This window comes from Aeromonas diversa CDC 2478-85 (assembly GCF_000819805.1).
Taxonomy (GTDB): Bacteria; Pseudomonadota; Gammaproteobacteria; order Enterobacterales; family Aeromonadaceae; genus Aeromonas; species Aeromonas diversa.
The window spans coordinates 385,270-403,323 of the sequence record NZ_CDCE01000020.1; the positions used below are offsets into that span (position 1 = coordinate 385,270).

The following is an 18,054-nucleotide window of genomic DNA, read 5'->3' on the forward strand; positions in this document are numbered from 1 at the left end:
AGAGCAAAGAGAGAGGCCAGCCGGGTAACCGGCTGGCCTCTCGTATTTTCAATGGGCAGCAAACTGGTAGTTGAAGGTGGGTAGGCCCCACTTGTAGCGCACCGCCAGCAGACGCAGCACGAAACCGATGCCGATGGCGCCGAAAGCGGCCCACTCATTGGGCACCCGATGGGCCAGGGCCAGGCAGTAGAGGGCTGCCGTGACGAGAGAGACGGCCGCATAGAGCTCGCGACGAAACACCAGGGGGATGCGCTGGCAGAGCAAGTCTCGCAGCACGCCGCCGAAGACGCCGGTCACCACCGCCATGATGCAGGCGATGAGGGGACCATGTCCCATCTCGAGGGCCCTGGCCGCCCCAAAGATAGAGAAGACCGCCAGCCCCAGTGCGTCGAGGGCGAGAAACAGCTTGGTGAGATAGCGCATCAAGGGGGCAAAGGCGACGCTCGCCATCGCGGCGGCGGCCACCAGCAGCACATACTCGGGGTGTTCCACCCAGAGCAGAGGGTAGTGGCCGAGCAGTACGTCCCGAATGGTACCGCCCCCGATGGCGGTGGCCGAGGCGATGATGATGACGCCAAACAGATCCATGCGGCGGCGGCCGGCGGCCAGGGCGCCGGTCATTCCCTCTGCGATGAGACCAATGATGAAGAGCAGGTGGAGCATGAGAAATCCCAGGGTATTCAAAAGGAGGGGATCCTACTCATGCAAGTCGCGTGGGACAAATGCAAAAAAATAATGTTAGTTTTTCTAATGACAAGGGGCGCCGTGGCGCCCCTCTTGTTTACACTGCCCGACGTGGCAGGTGCTGTGCCCGATAGTGATCGACCCACATGGCGGTGGCGCCGCAGATGGCGACCGGCATGACGAAGAGGTTGACCACCGGGATGGAGGAGAAGAGGGTGACCAGGGCGCCGAAGCTCAGACACTTACCGCGCCGGGCCTTGAGGGCTTCACGCATGGTAACGAAGTCGATCTTGTGGTTGTCAAACGGATAGTCCACGTACTGGATCGCCATCATCCAGGCGCTGAACAGGAACCAGAGCAGCGGTGCCACTGTCTGGCCCACCACGGGGATGAGGAACAGCAGCAGGCAGCCGATGGCCTTGGGCAGGTAGTACTTGAGCTTGGTCCACTCACGGCCGAAGGTGCGTGGGATATCCTTGACCACATCCAGCATGCCGCTGTCGTTCGGGGTTTCGCCGGTGAGGAGTTGCTCCACCTTCTCGGCCAGCAGGCCGTTGAAGGGGGCGGCAATCCAGTTGGTGACCGAGCTGAAGACGAAGGAGAAGAGCACCAGTATGGTGATGAGCGCCAGCGGCCAGAGCAGGTAGTCGAGCCATGAGAGCCACTCGGGGATCTGCTGGTGCAGCCAGGCAAACAGGCCGTCGAGTTGCAGCAGCAAGGCGTAGAAGGCGGCGGCAAACAGCACCATGTTGACCAGCAGGGGGATCACCACGAAGGTGCGGATGCCGGGTTGGCGGATAAGAGAGAAGCCGCGCAGGAAGTAGTCAGCGCCGCTGACCGAATCTTTCACCAGGGGTTGCTTCATCAGAGAGTCCATCGGTGGGTCGGAAGATGTCCGCATATTACAAACAAGCCCTCGATTTGGTAAAGTTGCCAGCCATTTCCTTCGACGATTGCCCCTCTCCATGCGCCTGAAATCGATCAAGCTTGCCGGCTTCAAGTCGTTTGTGGAGCCCACCCGGATCAGCCTGCTGGCCGACATGACGGCTGTCGTGGGGCCCAACGGCTGCGGCAAGTCCAATGTCATCGACGCCGTGCGCTGGGTGCTGGGTGAGAGCTCGGCACGCCATCTGCGTGGCGAGAACATGACCGACGTCATCTTCAACGGCTCCAGCAACCGTCCCCCCCACTCCCGCGCCTCGGTCGAGCTCATCTTCGACAACCCTCACAACCGGGTGCCCGGCGAGTTTGGCCGCTTCAGCGAGATTGCGGTGCGCCGCGAGGTCTATCGGGATGGCAACAACCTCTACTTCATCAACGGCCAGAAGTGCCGGCGCAAGGATGTCACCGACCTCTTCCTCGGCACCGGTCTGGGCCCGCGCAGCTACGCCATCATAGAGCAGGGCACCGTCAGCCGGCTGGTGGAGTCGCGCCCGGCGGATCTCAAGCTGTTTCTCGAGGAGGCGGCCGGCGTGTCGCGCTACAAGGAGCGCCGGCGCGAGACCGAGCAGCGCATTCGCCACACCCGGGACAACCTCGAGCGCCTCGGCGACATACGGGGCGAGCTGGGTGAGCGGCTCGAACACCTCAAGGCGCAGGCCGAGACCGCCGAGCGCTATCGTCTGCTCAAGGGGCGCAGCCGGGCGGCGCGCAGCGAGTTAATCGGCTCCGAACTCTGGGGCATCGAGAACCGCTTGGCCGAGATAAAAGGGGGACTTGCCGAGCAAGAGGTGGCCCTGGCCGCCCTCGATGCGCGCCGTACCCAGGATGAGGCGCAGACCCTGACCCTCGCCACCGCCCGTCAGGAGAGTCAGGCCGAGCAGGCCGATCGCCAGCAGCAGATCTTCCTCGGTGGCCAGGCCATCGCACGGCTCGAGCAGCAGACCCTGCACCGGGCCGAGCAGGACAAGGAGTGGCAGCGCCGTCGTGCGGCCCTGGCCGAGCGGATGCAGCGCCTGACGGCTCAGTTGAGCGGCGAAGAGGCTCGACTGGCTCAGTTGCAAACGGGGTGCGAGAGCGCTGAGCTGGCGCACGAAGAGGCGCAGGCGCGCCAGGAGGAGGCGCAACTGCGCCAACAGGCGGGCCTGGAGCGGCTGGAGAGGGTGCGTAGCCAGCGGGAGCAGTGGCAACGGCGCCTCGGCGAGCTGCAGGGGGAGCAGACCCGGCTTCGCACCGAGGTGAACCACCGCGAGGAGCTGCTGGCGCGCATCCGTCTCACCCGCCTCAAACTCGAGGACGAGCGGGGGGAGCCCCTCCAGCCGCTGGCCCTCAGCCCCTTGCCCCCCCTCGAGGAGGCGCTTGCCGTGGCCGAAGCCGGCCGGTCGAGCGCCGCCGTCAGGCTGGCGCAGTGCCAGGGCGAGCAGCGTGAGGCTCAGGCCCGCTGGCAAGGCGCGCAAGGGGCACTGCGTGAACAGCAGGCGCGCCTGCAGACCCTGGAGGCCCTGCTCGGTGAAGAGCCGCAGGGCGGTCTGGGCGCTCAGCTCACTCTGGACGAAGCTTGGGCCAAGGCCCTCGACAAGGTGCTCGGCCACTGGTTGGGGGCGACCACCGGCGAGCCCGATGACGAGGCCGTGCTGGGGCGCTTCGTCGGCCTGGCCGACGCTCCCCTGGCCGGCACCCTGGCCGAACGGGTGAGCGGTGCCTGTCTGCCGAGCTTCCTCAATGCCATTCGCACTGCGCCGGATCGCGCCAGCGCCCTGGCCCTGCGGCCCACGCTGACGCAGGGCGAATCGGTGATCACGCCGCTTGGGGAGTGGTTTGGCCGCAACTGGGCCGATTTGGGAGAGAGTCAACGTCTCGGTCGGTTGGCCCTGCAGGCCGAAGCGGAGCGGCTGGCCGGTGAGGTGGCGCTCCTCGAGGCCGATGTGGTGCGCCTCGCCGCCCTCCATGAGCAGGCCGATGCCCAGGCCCGGGCGGCCGAGGCCGGGCATGGCAGTGCCACCACCCTGGTTCGCGCCGCCGAGCAGGCGCTGCAGCAGGCGCGTGAGCAGTGGCGACTCGAGGAGGGACGCCAGAGCGAGCGTGGCGAGCGGCATCAACGCATCGCCGACGAGCTCACTCGCCTCGATGAGGAGCTCTGCGCCGAGCAGGCGCGCCAGGAGGCGGCCTGTGAGGCACTATGCCTGGCCGAGGAGCGCCTCGAGGAGTGGTTGGCACAGGGAATGGCTCAGGAAGAGGTCCTGCCGGGGGCGCAGCGCGAGCAGCAGGGGCTGGACGAGAGTCTGGAGCAGGCGCGGCAGGCCAGAGAGCGTGCCCACGCCGATCTGCTGCGGCTGCAGCAGGAGCAGCTGAGCTGCCGCCATCTGTGCGAGCTTCATCGCACCGAGCTGGCGCGGGTGCAGGGCGAGCACGGACAACTGGCGCTACCCGAGAGCGGCGAGGCGGTGGATCTGGCGCCCCTGCTCGAGACCCAGCGCCGGCTGGAGGCGGAGCAACTGGCCACCCACCAGACGCTGGCCCACCTCGAGAACGAGCTCTCCGCCCTCGACAAGCGCCGCCAGGAGGATCACAAGGTCCTCATCGGGTTGCAAGAGAAGCTTGCCCAGCTGCGGTTGGAGCGCGAGCGACTGCTCACTCGCCGGCAGGCGCTGCACGAGCAGTTTGAAGAGCTCGGGGTGCGTTTTGCCGATCTGGATCAGGCCGCCCTGCTGCAGGCGGATCGCGGCAAGTTGCGTCAGGAGATCCAGACGCTGGAGGAGCAGGTAATGGCCCTTGGCGCCATCAACCTGGCCGCGCTCGAGGAGTATGAGGAGGCGCGCACCCGCGCCGAGTACATGGAAAATCAGTGTCAGGATCTCGAGCAGGCCCTCGAAACCCTGGAGCTGGCCATCAAAAGAATCGACCGAGAGACGCAAATCCGCTTCCGAGACACTTTCGATAAGGTCAACGAAGATTTAAAATCGCTGTTTCCAAAGGTATTTGGGGGAGGGAGCGCCTGGCTCGAACTCACCTCCGATGATCTGCTGGAGGCCGGGGTCACCATCATGGCGAGGCCACCGGGGAAAAAGAATGCTACCATCGCCCTGTTGTCTGGAGGGGAGAAGGCTTTGACTGCCCTGGCGCTGGTCTTCGCCATCTTCAGGCTCAATCCGGCACCGTTTTGTATGCTGGACGAGGTAGATGCACCGCTCGATGAAGTGAACGTGGGTCGCTTCTGTTCTCTTGTCAAAGAGATGTCGAGCACAGTACAGTTCGTTTACATCAGTCATAATAAGGTCTCCATGGAGATGGCTGAGCAGCTGGTCGGCGTGACGATGCAAGAGCCCGGGGTATCCCGCATCGTCTCGGTTGATATTGGTGAAGCCGTCGCTCTGGCTGAGCAAAACTAGAAAGAGAAGCAGCTAATGCAGGAATTGCGCTACATCTTGGTTGCCTTGGGCGGGATTGCCATCGCGGCATTGCTCATTCACGGGTTGTGGACTAACAGAAAAAATCGCAAGTCGCCCATCAAGGAGAAGCCTCTCGGCCGGGTCGAGGCCCGCTCCCGCGATGACGACAGTTTCGATGACGATGGCATCGGCCAGGTACGCGTGGTCAGCAGCCGTCGCGCCGAGCCCAAGATGCAACCGGAAGAGCCCAAGCCGGTGCGTCGTGCCCCCCCCATCTATCGCCGTGAGGAAGAGGACGACGACGAGGACGAGCTGCCGCCCCTGCGTAGCCAGCCCGAGCCCGCCTATGCGCCCCCTGCCCGTGAGCCCGCTTACAGTCAGCCGGCGCGTGAACCGGCCTATACGCCACCGGCCCGTGAGCCCGCCTATGTCGAGCCGGCGCCGCGCATGAGCGTGCCGGCCTATGAGCCCGATCTGGAAGAGCCGGAAGAGGAAGTGCAGCCCGAGCCGATCCCGGTGCGTAAGCCCTCTCCCGTCATTCGTCGCAACCCGGTGCAGCCCCGTAGCCGCCCCCAGCGCGAGCCTGTAATGTCGGCCCAGCTCGACGAGGAGCCCATGGCGCCGGCCTATGAGCCGGAGCCTGTGCTGCGTGCCGAGTCCAGTTACGAGCCGGAGCCCGAGCCGATCCCGACCCCGCGCCGTGCACCGGTCGAGAAGACCTGGCAGGACGTTTACGTGCTGAACCTGATGGCCCGACCGGGTCGCGAGCTGGAGGGCGGTGCTCTGCTCTCCTCACTGCTGGCTACCGGGTTCAAGTTTGGCGAGATGGAGATCTTCCACCGCCACGAGGATGCCGACGGCCACGGCGAGGTGCTCTTCTCCATCATCAACATGGTCAAGCCGGGCACCTTCAACCCCTACCGGATGGAGCAGTTCACCACCCCGGGCGTCTCCCTCTTCATGCAGCTGCCTCTGCGCAGCAACGCCGCGCTGGCGTATGAAGAGATGCTGCGTACCGCAGATCAGCTGGCCAGCGATCTCGATGCCATGCTGACCGACATGGAGCGCAGCCCGCTCAGCGACGAGACGGTCGACCGCTGTCGCCGCGAGCTGGCCGCCTATGAGGCGAGCCGCGACTGAGCGCAACCTTGACGCCATAACGATTCCCGATGCGGTACTTTGGTGCCGCATCGTCATTTATGGACCCCGGAAAAGAGCAAGATGAGCGATTACCAGACCCGTTACCACGACTTGAGCCGACAGCTGACCGAGTACGGCCATCAGTACTATGTGCAGGACAACCCGACCGTCACCGACGCCGAGTATGACCGCCTGATGCGCGAGCTGCTGGCCATCGAGGCAGAGCATCCGGAGCTGCGCACCCCTGACTCCCCGAGCCAGCGGATCGGCGGCGCTCCCCTGTCGGCCTTTGCCCAGGTGACCCACGAGATCCCCATGCTGAGCCTCGACAACGTGTTCAGCGATGAGGAGCTGCACGCCTTTGATCAACGCATGCAAGACAGGCTCAAGCGTCCGCAGACCTTCACCTTCTGCTGCGAGCCCAAGCTCGACGGCCTGGCGGTGAGCCTGCTCTATGTGGATGGCCTGCTGGTGCGTGCCGCCACCCGGGGTGACGGCAGCACGGGGGAGGAGATCACCGAAAATGTGCGCACTATTCGCACCATTCCCCTGCGCCTCGGCGGCGCAGGCTGGCCGGCACGCCTCGAGGTGCGAGGCGAAGTGTTCATGCCCAAGGCCGGATTCGAGGCGATGAACGCCAAGGCCCTGGCCGCCGGCGAGAAGGTGTTCGTCAACCCGCGCAACGCCGCCGCCGGCAGCCTGCGCCAGCTCGACTCGCGCATCACCGCCTCCCGTCCCCTCGACTTCTACGTCTATGGCGTGGGGGTCGGCGGTGACGAGCTGGGAGGCTCCCACTTTGGCCGCCTGCAGCAACTGCAGGCATGGGGGCTGCCGCTCAGCCCAGAGGTGAAGCTGAAAGCGGGCGCAGCCGGTTGCCAGGCGTTCCATGACGACATACTGGCGCGTCGGGACCTGCTTCCCTACGAGATCGATGGGGTGGTCTACAAGGTGGACGACATCGCCCTGCAGCAGGAGCTGGGCTTCGTGGCGCGCGCCCCGCGCTGGGCCACCGCCCACAAGTTCCCCGCCCAGGAGGAGATGACCGAGCTTGAGAATGTGGAGTTCCAGGTCGGCCGCACCGGTGCCATCACCCCGGTGGCCAAGCTCAAGCCCGTGTTCGTCGGCGGCGTGACCGTCTCCAACGCCACCTTGCACAACGCCGACGAGATAACGCGCCTCGGCGTCATGATTGGCGACACAGTGATAGTGCGCCGCGCCGGCGACGTGATCCCGCAGGTGGTCTCTGTGGTCGAGGCCAAGCGTCCGGCGGATGCCCGCGCCATCCTGTTTCCGGATGCCTGCCCGGTGTGCGGCTCGGCCATCGAGCGCATCGAGGGGGAGGCGGTGGCCCGCTGCTCCGGGGGCCTGTTCTGCGGCGCCCAGCGGGCGGCGGCCCTCAAGCACTTCGCGGCGCGCCGTGCCATGGACATAGAGGGGCTGGGCGACAAGATCGTCGATCAGCTGGTGGAGCGGGAGCTGGTGAAGACCCCGGCCGATCTCTTCAGGCTCGACGCCATCGTGCTGGCCCGCCTCGAGCGGATGGGGCCCAAGTCGGCCCAGAATCTGGTGGCGGCCATCGACAAGGCGCGCAGCACCACCCTGCCGCGCTTCCTGTTTGCCCTGGGGATCCGAGAGGTGGGGGAGGCCACGGCCCTGAACCTGGCCAACCACTTCCTGACCCTGGAGGCCCTGCGTTCGGCTTCGGTCGAGCAGCTGCTCGAGGTACCCGACGTGGGTGAGGTGGTGGCCAAACACGTCTGGTTCTTCCTGCGTCAGGAACACAACATCGAGGTGCTCGAGGCGCTGCTGGCCGCCGGTATCCACTGGCCGGCCATCGAGAAGAAGGAGGCCAGCGAGCAGCCGTTTGCCGGCAAGACCTTCGTGCTGACCGGTACCCTCACAACCCTGTCGCGCAATGACGCCAAGGCGGCCCTGCAGGCCCTCGGCGCCAAGGTGGCTGGCTCGGTGTCGGCCAAGACCGACGTGCTGGTCGCGGGGGAGGCGGCGGGCTCCAAGCTCGCCAAGGCCCAGGAGCTCGGCATCGCCATCTGGACAGAGGCCGAGTTGCAGCAGGCATTGGCCGAGCAGGCATGATGAGAGAGGGCCCATGACGGGCCCTCTGTTATTCCTGCCACTCCACCTTATCGGCCCATTGCGCCGGTGGTGTCAGCTTCCAGCGTGCCAATTCACTGCGGCTGAAGATGTACTTGCCCCGCTGTGCGGCCCGGGGGGAGATGCTCTCTGGCCTGGCACCGGCCATGATGGCGTTGAGCAGATCGGCCGCCATGACCCCCTGTTCTCGCCCGTTCAGCACCAGGCCTCCTGCCGTCTTGCCCTTGCCGACGGCGAACTCCCAGAAGCAGAAGAGGGGGAGGGGGGAGTGCTGGCTGCTCCAGTGCAGGACCTCGCTCTCGTTGACGTGCTTGCCCTGCGCGTCAGTCAGGGTGTGGTAGAGGCCGATGAAGATGGCCTGGAAACCCTGTCCTTTGGCACTCTGTACTATCTGCTGCCAGAGCGGATATTGTCCTATCAGCGATATGGTCACCAGGGTCTGTCCGATCCGCAGGCTGGTCTGGGTGCGAAACTCGTCATCGATCGAAGCCAGGGAGACATCGCTGGAATCGAACAACACCAGCACCTTATCGAGCCCGCCCATCATGCGCGACATCTCCTGGATGTTGCGCTTGAGCAGAGGCCGCTCCAGCACGCCGGTGATGTTGCGGTGACCGACCATGTCGTGGTTGCGCGGACTCTCGTTCATGCCGAGAAACACCACTGGGGTGCCCGCATCGGCGATTGGGTGGGCCAGATAGTCGATGGCGTTGTCATCCGACAGCAGCACCCAGTCTGGTCGGGTCTTGCGATAGAAGGCCAGGGCGTCGGCGGCCTGCTGATCGAAGCGTTCACGGGGTAGCCGTTTGGTATCGAGATAGAAACGACTTATCTCGTGCGCTCCCTTGAGCTGGCTCAGCAGCCCCTCGTTGTAGCTGATGTCCCAGGCGTAGTCGGGATGGTAGCTGCTGATGATAAGCAGCTTGCCGGCCTGCAGGCTCTGGGCCGTGATGAGCAGTAACAGAAATAGCATGGGTTTCATGGGGCTTTCTCCCTGGCGCTTCTGTTGAGCATAAAACCTCCTCGCCCCCCTTTACCTGTGGGCGAGTTTTTTTTCACTTCCCCTTGCAATTCATGCAGCCCACGCGGGCTCTGCCTCGCTGACGAGTGGGTCTCGTTAGGCGCTGGTTGCGTCCTGGGCAGGCTTTCAAAAACCTGTCTTGGATCAATATTTCACGATCCGGTTTCGGGCCTAATACACCCAACATATAGGTGCGCTATTTTGTTTTTCACCTATATATTGTGTTTATAAGTTGTGCATAAGCTGTTCTCGTCTGCACTGTGTCCGGGGTCGGTTGAACTCGGGCGCGGTCTGTTGCGTCCAGGGCCGGGCGCTGGCGTGAACCATTCAAGGGTGATACCGGCTGGCAGGCCGGTTTTTTACGGGGAGTGAATCATGAAACCGGTTGTGATCAAGCGCGATGGCTGCCGAGCACCATTTGATGCCAATCTGATTGTCGAGGCGGTCTCTCGGGCTGCCGAGGCCGTGGCTCACCCCCTGCGTGAGCTGGCCGAAGAGATGGCCGCTCAAGTCAGCCTCGAGCTCGAAGGGCGCGTCGAGGTCGACATCCACGAGATCCAGACCCTGGTGGAAAACCGCCTGATGGCCTCCGATCACAAGGAGATCGCCCGCGCCTACATCGAGTATCGTCACGACCGGGATCGCGAGCGCGAGACCCGTGGCCGCCTGGCCCGCGAGATCCGTGGCCTGGTGGAGCAGACCAACGCAGCCCTGCTCAACGAGAACGCCAACAAGGACTCCAAGGTGATCCCGACCCAGCGCGATCTGCTGGCGGGTATAGTGGCCAAGCACTACGCCACCACCTATATGCTGCCGCGTGATGTGGTACAGGCCCACGAGAGCGGGGCGCTGCACTTCCACGACCTCGACTACTCCCCCTTCTTCCCCATGTTCAACTGCATGTTGATCGATCTGAAGGGGATGCTGACCCACGGCTTCAAGATGGGTAATGCCGAGATCGATACCCCCAAGTCCATCAGCACCGCCACCGCGGTCACCGCCCAGATCATCGCCCAGGTGGCGAGCCACATCTATGGCGGCACCACCATCAACCGCATCGATGAGGTGCTGGCGCCCTATGTGACCATCAGCTGGCGCAAGCACCGCGAGGTGGCCGAGGAGTGGGGCATCACGGACGCCGAGGGCTATGCCATGGCCCGCACCGAGAAGGAGTGCTATGACGCCTTCCAGTCCCTCGAGTACGAGGTGAATACCCTGCACACCGCCAACGGGCAGACCCCGTTTGTCACCTTCGGCTTTGGCCTGGGGGAGAGCTGGGAGTCGAGGATGATCCAGCGTGCCATCTTGCGAAACCGCATCGCCGGTCTTGGCAAGAACAAGAAGACCGCCGTGTTCCCGAAGCTGGTGTTCGCCATCAAGGATGGCCTCAACCATCGGCCGGGCGATCCCAACTATGACATCAAGCAGCTGGCCCTGGAGTGCGCCTCCAAGCGCATGTACCCGGACATCCTCAACTACGACCAGGTGGTCAAGGTGACCGGCTCCTTCAAGACTCCCATGGGGTGTCGCTCCTTCCTCGGCGCCTACGAGGAGAACGGCGAGCTCATTCACGAGGGGCGCAATAACCTGGGGGTGGTGAGCCTCAACCTGCCGCGCATCGCCTTGCAGGCCCGCGACGAGGCGGACTTCTTTGATCGCCTCGACGCCGCCCTGCGGATCGCCAGGAAGGCATTGATGTATCGCATCGAGCGCCTCGACGGGGTCAAGGCGCGGGTTGCTCCCATCCTCTATATGGAGGGCGCCTGCGGGGTGCGTCTCAAGGCGGATGACAACATCAGCGAGATCTTCAAAAACGGGCGCGCCTCTATTTCGCTGGGCTATATCGGCCTCCACGAGACCATCAACGCCCTGTTTGGCGACAAGGTGCACGTCTTTGACGACGAGGCCCTGCGCCAGAAGGCGGTGGCCATAGTGCAGCGCCTGCGCGATGCGGTAGACGGGTGGAAGCAAGAAACCGGCTATGGCTTTAGCCTCTACTCTACCCCGAGCGAGAACCTCTGCACCCGTTTCTGCCGTCTCGACGCCAAGGAGTTCGGCGTGGTGGCGGGGGTGACCGACAAGGGTTACTACACCAACAGCTTCCACCTCGACGTGGAGAAGCAGGTGAACCCCTATGACAAGCTGGACTTCGAGGCGCCCTATCCGCCCATCGCCAGCGGCGGTTTCATCTGCTACGGCGAGTACCCCAACATCCAGCACAACCTGGAGGCGCTGGAGAACGTCTGGGACTACAGCTACGACAAGGTGCCCTATTACGGCACCAACACCCCCATCGACGAGTGCTACGACTGTGGCTTCACCGGCGAGTTCGAGTGCACCTCTAAGGGCTTCACCTGTCCGCGCTGTGGTAACCACGATCCCGCCAAGGTGTCGGTGACCCGCCGGGTGTGCGGCTACCTCGGCAGCCCGGATGCGCGCCCCTTCAACGCGGGCAAGCAGGAAGAGGTCAAACGCCGCGTCAAACACATGTAAGCGGCCTTTGATGGCAGTGAGGCCCCCGACCGAGAGGGGCCTTTTTCATGGGGCAAGAGCGAGGAGCACGCCGTGCATTACCACCAGTACTACCCGGTCGATGTGATCAACGGCCCGGGCACCCGGGCCACCCTGTTCGTGTCGGGCTGCGAGCACCAGTGCCGCGGCTGTTACAACCAGTCCACCTGGCGCCTCGACAGCGGCCACCCGTTCGATCAGGCCATGAGCGACCGGGTGATCGCCGATCTGAACGATACTCGCATCAAGCGGCGCGGTCTTTCGCTCTCCGGTGGTGACCCGCTCCACCCGGCCAACCTGGCGGACGTGCTGGCCCTGATCAAACGGGTGCGCGCCGAGTGCCCGGGCAAGGACATCTGGTGCTGGACCGGCTATCGTCTCGACGAGCTCACGGCTGCCCAGCAGGAGGTGGTGAGCCTCATCGACACCCTGGTCGATGGTCGCTTCGAGCAAGATTTGGCCGATCCGGGCCTGGTGTGGCGTGGCAGCAGCAATCAGATCATCCACCGCTTTCGCCTCGAGGATGCGAGCGAAGGCGAGGCATAAAAAAACCGGGCGCTCGCCCGGTTTTTTGTTTCGCTCATCCCTTACTTGGCCGGGATCTGCTCCAGTACGCGAGTCAGCAGCTGCCAGAAGCGCTCGACCGCCACTATGTGCACCTTCTCGTCCGGGGAGTGGGCACCGCGGATGGTCGGGCCGAAGGAGACCATGTCCCATTCCGGGTAGGCGCTCTTGAACAGACCGCACTCGAGGCCGGCGTGGATCACCATGATGTTGGGGCGGCTGCCGAACAGCTCCTCATAGGTGCCACGCACCAGCTCCATCACCGGGGAGCTGACGTTCGGGGCCCAGCCCGGGTAGGCGCCGGTGAACTCGCAGCTGGCGCCGGCCAGGGTGAACAGGGAGCGGGTCATCTGTTCGATCTGGTCGCGGCCCGAGTCGATGAGGGAGCGGATCAGGCACTGGACGTACACTTCCCCGTCCAGGGTCTTGATGACGCCCAGGTTGGTGGAGGTCTCGACCACGCCGGTCATGCTGTCGCTCATGCGCATCACGCCGTTCGGGCAGGCCATCAGGGCATCCAGCAGGCGATCGCGCAGGGCGGCGCTCATCACCTTGGCGGGGGCGGCGACCTGGGTCAGCAGCACGGTCAGGTGCGGCTCGGTGGCGGCCAGCTCGGTTTGGTAGATGCCGGTGAGGCGATCGACCAGGGCCTTGAACTCGGCGACGCTGGCGCCCGGTACCACCAGGGTGGCACGCGCCTCACGGGGGATGGCGTTGCGCAGGGTGCCGCCGTGGATCTCGGCGAGCTCCACGTTCAGGGCCTGGGCGGCCTTGAGCAGGCGTACCAGCAGCTTGTTGGCGTTGCCGCGACCGCGATGAATGTCGCCGCCGGAGTGGCCGCCGACCAGCCCCTTCACCTGCAGCTCGAACGCCTCGCCCACCGGGGCTGCGGTCAGCTCGAGGGGGAAGCGGATGTTGGCGTCGACGCCACCGGCGCAGCCCATGTAGACCTCACCGTCCTCTTCGGAATCGGTGTTGATGAGGATCTCGCCCTCCAGCCAGCCGGCCTCGAGGCCGAAGGCGCCGGTCATGCCGGTCTCTTCGTCGGAGGTGAGCAGCACCTCCAGCGGGCCGTGCTTGAGGCTCTTGTCGGCCAGCACCGCCAGGCAGGCAGCCATGCCGACGCCGTTGTCGGCGCCCAGGGTGGTGCCGCGGGCGGTGACCCACTCACCGTCCACATAGGCATCGATGGGATCTTTGGTGAAATCGTGCGCCGTGTCGGCGTTGGCCTGGGGCACCATGTCGAGGTGGGCCTGCAGCACCACCGGCTTGCGGTTCTCCATGCCCGGGGTGGCGGGCTTCTTGATGAAGAGGTTGCCGACCTTGTCCTGCTTCACCGCCAGCCCTTCAGAGCTGGCCCATTCGGTGATCCAGCTGGCGAGCGCCTGCTCGTGCTTGGAGGGGTGGGGGATGGAGCAGATTTTCTCGAAGAAATGCCACACCAGGGTGGGAGAGAGGGAACTCAGTTGTGCCACGTCATGACTCCTTACACGGCAGGGAAGAGGGGTGGCAAGGATAATACAGTCAATGGCGAAAAAAGGTGAGCCAACTGTTTAAATGGAAAGTAAGGCGGTGTAAAGGGAGGGAGATACAGAGGGGGAATGCAAATTTTGTGATGTAACTCACAAAAGTGTTGTGCAAAAAAAAGACCCGGTGTAGAGTACAAACCGTGATGAAGATCACGCTTCATGGACGGAATAATACGCCTCCAGGGAACAGAAGCAAAGCAAGTGCGCCTCCACGGAACCGAGTCTCAGCTTATGGAAAAGCCCGCATCTAAGGTACGTTACTTGTTACGCATTAAGGAGTCTTGATATGGTCGGCAGCAACGCCTCTTACTGGTTCGCTCACGCTCTCTACACCCAGAGCTTCCAGTATCCCAATCCCTTCCGCCGTTAATCCGGTGGAAAGCAAGACAGCAGGCCAGATGCCTGCTGTTTTTGTTTGTGCGGTTTTTTCCGGTCACGAGTGTGGCATGGCGCACACAGCGGCGAAAGTCGCTGGAAAAACGATTTTCACCTCACTATAATCCGCCGCAACTTTCATCCCCTGTCGTTGGATCATTGTGCCTGCCTGCTCGCCAGTGCTGGCCCTTTGTCGCATCTGCAGGAATCCAATTGTGCGCGTCAGCGCTCTGCCGCTCCCGAGGTCGTCATGCCGAAGAAGTTCTATGTGTCGTGGGATAACCTGCAGCGTGAGGCTCGTCGCCTTGCCCGTCGTCAACTGCCTGTCAACCAGTGGAAAGGGATCATCGCCGTCAGCCGTGGCGGTCTGGTGCCGGCGGCCATGATGGCGCGCGAGCTCGGCATCCGCAACGTCGAGACCCTGTGCATCTCCAGTTATGACCACGACAATCAGCGTGAGCTGGTGGTGGTCAAGCCGGCGACCACGGCCGGTGACGGCGAGGGGTGGCTGGTGGTCGACGATCTGGTCGACACCGGTGGCACCGCCAAGGCCGTGCGTGAGCTCTATCCGCGCGCCAAATTCATCACCATCTTCGCCAAGCCACAGGGTGAGCCGCTGGTGGACGACTTCGAAGTCTCCATCCCCCAGGACACCTGGATTGAACAGCCCTGGGATATGGCCCTGGAGTTTATTACGCCGATCTGCGACGAAGAGTAAGCTGCATCGTCGTGACAAGGGCCCCTGGTGGGCCCTTTTTGCTGGCCGCTTGCCAGCTCGGAGGTGATTTTCACCCGGGCATCGGCTTAATATGAGTGTCATGTTTCCTCCCCTTTTGAGAGGCCCTTGTGGAACCGAATGATGAGCTCACCCTGACCGAGCGGCTGTTTAGCCAGGTCAGGCGGGTTCGGGAAACCTCCCAGATATCCAATAGTTCTCCTGCCGAGCCGGAAACGGTACCGGGCGAGCGTCCCTTTATCGATGGCTCCTTCTCGACCCGCTGGTATCGTCTGTTGCGTCGCCCTGCCTGGGCCTGGCAGGGGGCCGACCCGGTCGAAGTGGAAGAGGTGCTGGCACGCATCGCGGTTGCCGACGGGGAGCGCAGCCACGAGCACTTCCTCGATACCATCAAGGGATATATACCCGGCAACTGGATCTACGAGTGGAGCCAGCTGGCCGGCGACTATTACAAACGTGGTCGGGCTGCGCTGGCCGGCGATGAGCGCGATACCGCCCGTGCCTTGCTACTGCGAGCCGCCCGTTACTACTCCATCGCCAGCTATCCCCACCTCAAGGAAGACGAACTGGCCGATCAGGCCCAGCTGCTTGGCAACATGGCCTATCGTGAGGCGGGCAAGCTCTTTGGCGTGCCGCTCAAGGAGTTGCAGATCCCGTTTCGTGGCAAGAACATCCAGGGGTATCTGCACCTGCCGACCACAGAGCGGCCCGTGCCCCTGGTGATGGTGAGTGGCGGCATCGACTCGCTGCAGATCGATTTTGTGCAGCTCTATCTCAAGCATCTGGAGCCGGCTGGTATCGGCATGCTGTCGCTGGATATGCCGGGGATTGGCTATGCCGAGCACTGGCCCCTGGTGCAGGACACCAGCCGACTGCACCAGGCGGTGTTGCAACACCTGTGTGAGGTGCCCTGGGTCGATCACCAGCGCATCGCCATGGTGGGCTTTCGTCTGGCGGGTAATGTGGCGGCGCGGCTGGCCTTCATCGAGCCGTTCAAGTTGCGTACCGTGGTCTGTCTCGGCGCCGGGGTAAATCAGGTCTTTACCCAGCCCGAACTCTTTGCCCGTTGCCCCCGCATGATGCGCGACAGCCTGGCCAATCGCCTCGGGGCGGATGCGGCCGACTGGGATCTGTTGCAGACCAAGAGCCAGGTTTTTTCGCTCAAGACCCAGGGGCTGTTCAGCTCCCGCACCTCAGTGCCGATATTGAGTATCGGGCACAAACAGGATTTCATCTGTCCCGAAGCCGATGTCAGGGCCTTGGCTAACGCCAGTCGCAACGGCAAGGCGATCGTCTACGATCGCGAGGCGCTCTGGGACGTATACGATAAGGGATTGATTGAAACCGTAAATTGGTTGAAGCTGCATCTGGTGGGGTGACAAGCCCCACGTTGTAACGAGCTCATGACCCGGCCTTGGGTCTCCTCTCACTTATTGACAAGGTGGTTGATATGTCTGAAGGCGTCTCTTACAAGCGCTTGCTACGCAAGTTTCTGGCCATTGGCCCCTATCTGCGCGAGGAGCTGTGTAGCGAAGGGGTCTATCGATTCGATTGTCTCTCTGTCTGCGTCAGTGCCAAGCCCGCCCCCGACAAACGCGAGTTTTGGGGGTGGTGGTTGACCCTGGAGCAGGAGTCGCGGGCCTTCACCTATCACTACCAGTTTGGATTCTATGATGCCGAAGGGATCTGGCAGGAGAAGGCGCTGCCCAAGAAGCATCAGGATGAGGTCGAGCGCACCCTGAACCAGTTTTATGAGCGTCTGTCGACCCTGCTCGGCGAGTTGCAGTGCCAGTTGATTCCGGCGGAACATCTGGCGCAGGAGCGGGTCATCACGGCCGCCTGACGGGGTGCTTAATTCGCCTTGCAGGCCAGCAGGGGCGTGGGTATAAAGGGGGTCCCCTAGCCCTTTTTCTGTTGGTTCCATGGAAAACAAAACCATAGTCGTCAAGTTGGGCACGAGTGTGCTCACGGGTGGTTCTTCCCGTCTTAACCGCGCCCATATGGTGGAACTCGTGCGCCAGTGTGCAGCCCTGCACCGGGATGGCCATCAGGTCGTGGTGGTCACCTCCGGCGCCATCGCCGCCGGACGCGAGCACCTCGGGCACCCCTCTATTGCCCCCACCCTGGCCAACAAGCAGATGCTGGCGGCCGTGGGGCAGACCCAGATCATTCAGGTGTGGCAGGATCTCTTCAATCTCTACGGCCTGCATATCGGCCAGATGCTGCTGACGCGCGCCGATCTCGAGGATCGCGAGCGCTATCTCAACGCCCGCGACACCCTGCGCGCCCTGCTCGATCACCGCATCATCCCGGTCATCAACGAGAATGACGCCGTGGCGACCGCCGAGATCAAGGTGGGCGACAACGATAACCTCTCGGCGCGCGCCGCCATCCTGGCCGACGCCGATCTGCTGATTTTGCTGACCGATCAGAAGGGGCTCTTCACCGCCGATCCGCGCACCAATCCGGATGCCCAGCTGATCGAAGAGGTACGGACCATAGACGACACCCTGCGCAAGTTGGCCGGCGGCAGCGTCAGCGGCCTCGGCACCGGTGGCATGGCCACCAAGCTGCAGGCGGCCGATGTGGCGCGCCGCGCCGGTATCGACGTGGTCATCGCCACCGGCCAGGTGCCGGAGGTGGTTGGGCGTCTGGCCAAGGGGGAGCGCATCGGTACCCGTTTCCCGGCCCTGGCGACACCGCTCGAAGGGCGCAAGAGCTGGATCCTGGCCGGCCCCCCTCCTCATGGAGAGGTGCACGTCGACGCCGGCGCCGTGCTGGCGGTGCGTGAGAAGGGTTCCAGCCTGCTGCCCAAGGGGATAGTACGGGTCTTGGGTGACTTCGTGCGTGGCGATGTGGTGCGTATCTTGAGCCCGCAAGGGGACGAGCTGGCCCGGGGTATCTGCCGCTACGATCATGAGGAGCTGGGACGTCTGTGCGGGATTCACTCCGATCAGATTGAGGCGGTATTGGGTTACGGCTACGGTGCCGTTGCCATTCACCGGGACGATATGGTGCTGCTCTAAGCCGCGGCACTCACAGTCAATAAGGAAG

The 18,054-nt window shown here is 63.5% G+C and carries 13 protein-coding genes; 9 read left to right on the forward strand and 4 right to left on the reverse strand.

Annotated features, from left to right (window positions below; genetic code table 11):
* Window positions 1-48: 48 nt before the first annotated feature.
* Complete coding sequence (locus BN1121_RS06725) at window positions 49-663, reverse strand: trimeric intracellular cation channel family protein (protein WP_043157176.1); 615 nt, start codon at window positions 661-663, stop codon at window positions 49-51.
* Window positions 664-781: 118 nt separating this feature from the next.
* On the reverse strand, window positions 782-1,549 hold the full coding sequence (gene cysZ, locus BN1121_RS06730; RefSeq protein ID WP_005348343.1) for a sulfate transporter CysZ: 768 nt from the start codon (window positions 1,547-1,549) through the stop codon (window positions 782-784).
* A 100-nt stretch (window positions 1,550-1,649) separates the two neighbouring features.
* Between cysZ and BN1121_RS06735 the strand changes: the two genes are divergently transcribed.
* From BN1121_RS06735 to ligA, 3 genes are all read left to right on the forward strand, one after another.
* A complete protein-coding gene (locus tag BN1121_RS06735) occupies window positions 1,650-5,012 on the forward strand; it encodes an AAA family ATPase (RefSeq protein ID WP_043597456.1) in 3,363 nt (1,120 codons plus the stop codon).
* 15 nt (window positions 5,013-5,027) lie between these two features.
* Window positions 5,028-6,152, forward strand: a complete 1,125-nt coding sequence (zipA, locus tag BN1121_RS06740; RefSeq protein ID WP_005348347.1) for a cell division protein ZipA — start codon at window positions 5,028-5,030, stop codon at window positions 6,150-6,152.
* An 81-nt stretch (window positions 6,153-6,233) separates the two neighbouring features.
* A complete protein-coding gene (gene ligA, locus BN1121_RS06745; RefSeq protein WP_005348350.1) occupies window positions 6,234-8,246 on the forward strand; it encodes an NAD-dependent DNA ligase LigA in 2,013 nt (670 codons plus the stop codon).
* Window positions 8,247-8,274: 28 nt separating this feature from the next.
* On the opposite strand, the gene BN1121_RS06750 is transcribed toward ligA, so the two are convergent.
* Window positions 8,275-9,246, reverse strand: a complete 972-nt coding sequence (locus tag BN1121_RS06750; RefSeq protein ID WP_005348354.1) for an ABC transporter substrate-binding protein — start codon at window positions 9,244-9,246, stop codon at window positions 8,275-8,277.
* 414 nt (window positions 9,247-9,660) lie between these two features.
* Between BN1121_RS06750 and nrdD the strand changes: the two genes are divergently transcribed.
* Both nrdD and nrdG read left to right on the forward strand, forming a co-directional pair.
* Window positions 9,661-11,778: an anaerobic ribonucleoside-triphosphate reductase gene (gene nrdD / locus BN1121_RS06755; protein ID WP_005348355.1), complete on the forward strand. Its 2,118-nt coding sequence runs from the start codon at window positions 9,661-9,663 to the stop codon at window positions 11,776-11,778.
* A gap of 72 nt (window positions 11,779-11,850) precedes the next feature.
* Window positions 11,851-12,342 carry an anaerobic ribonucleoside-triphosphate reductase-activating protein gene (gene nrdG, locus BN1121_RS06760; protein ID WP_005348356.1) on the forward strand — a complete coding sequence of 164 codons (492 nt, stop codon included), beginning with the start codon at window positions 11,851-11,853 and terminating at the stop codon, window positions 12,340-12,342.
* Window positions 12,343-12,383: 41 nt separating this feature from the next.
* Here nrdG and BN1121_RS06765 read toward each other — a convergent pair whose 3' ends face one another.
* Complete coding sequence (locus BN1121_RS06765; protein WP_005348357.1) at window positions 12,384-13,835, reverse strand: aminoacyl-histidine dipeptidase; 1,452 nt, start codon at window positions 13,833-13,835, stop codon at window positions 12,384-12,386.
* Between the two features lie 679 nt (window positions 13,836-14,514).
* Between BN1121_RS06765 and gpt the strand changes: the two genes are divergently transcribed.
* The 4 genes from gpt (at window position 14,515) to proB (ending at window position 18,026) form a co-directional block, all read left to right on the forward strand.
* Entirely contained in the window at window positions 14,515-14,982 is a 468-nt protein-coding gene (gene gpt, locus BN1121_RS06770) for a xanthine phosphoribosyltransferase (protein WP_005348358.1), read from the forward strand.
* 128 nt (window positions 14,983-15,110) lie between these two features.
* On the forward strand, window positions 15,111-16,379 hold the full coding sequence (gene frsA / locus BN1121_RS06775; protein WP_005348360.1) for an esterase FrsA: 1,269 nt from the start codon (window positions 15,111-15,113) through the stop codon (window positions 16,377-16,379).
* A 71-nt stretch (window positions 16,380-16,450) separates the two neighbouring features.
* Window positions 16,451-16,843, forward strand: a complete 393-nt coding sequence (gene crl, locus BN1121_RS06780; protein WP_005348361.1) for a sigma factor-binding protein Crl — start codon at window positions 16,451-16,453, stop codon at window positions 16,841-16,843.
* 79 nt (window positions 16,844-16,922) lie between these two features.
* Complete coding sequence (gene proB / locus BN1121_RS06785) at window positions 16,923-18,026, forward strand: glutamate 5-kinase (protein ID WP_043157168.1); 1,104 nt, start codon at window positions 16,923-16,925, stop codon at window positions 18,024-18,026.
* Window positions 18,027-18,054: the final 28 nt, after the last annotated feature.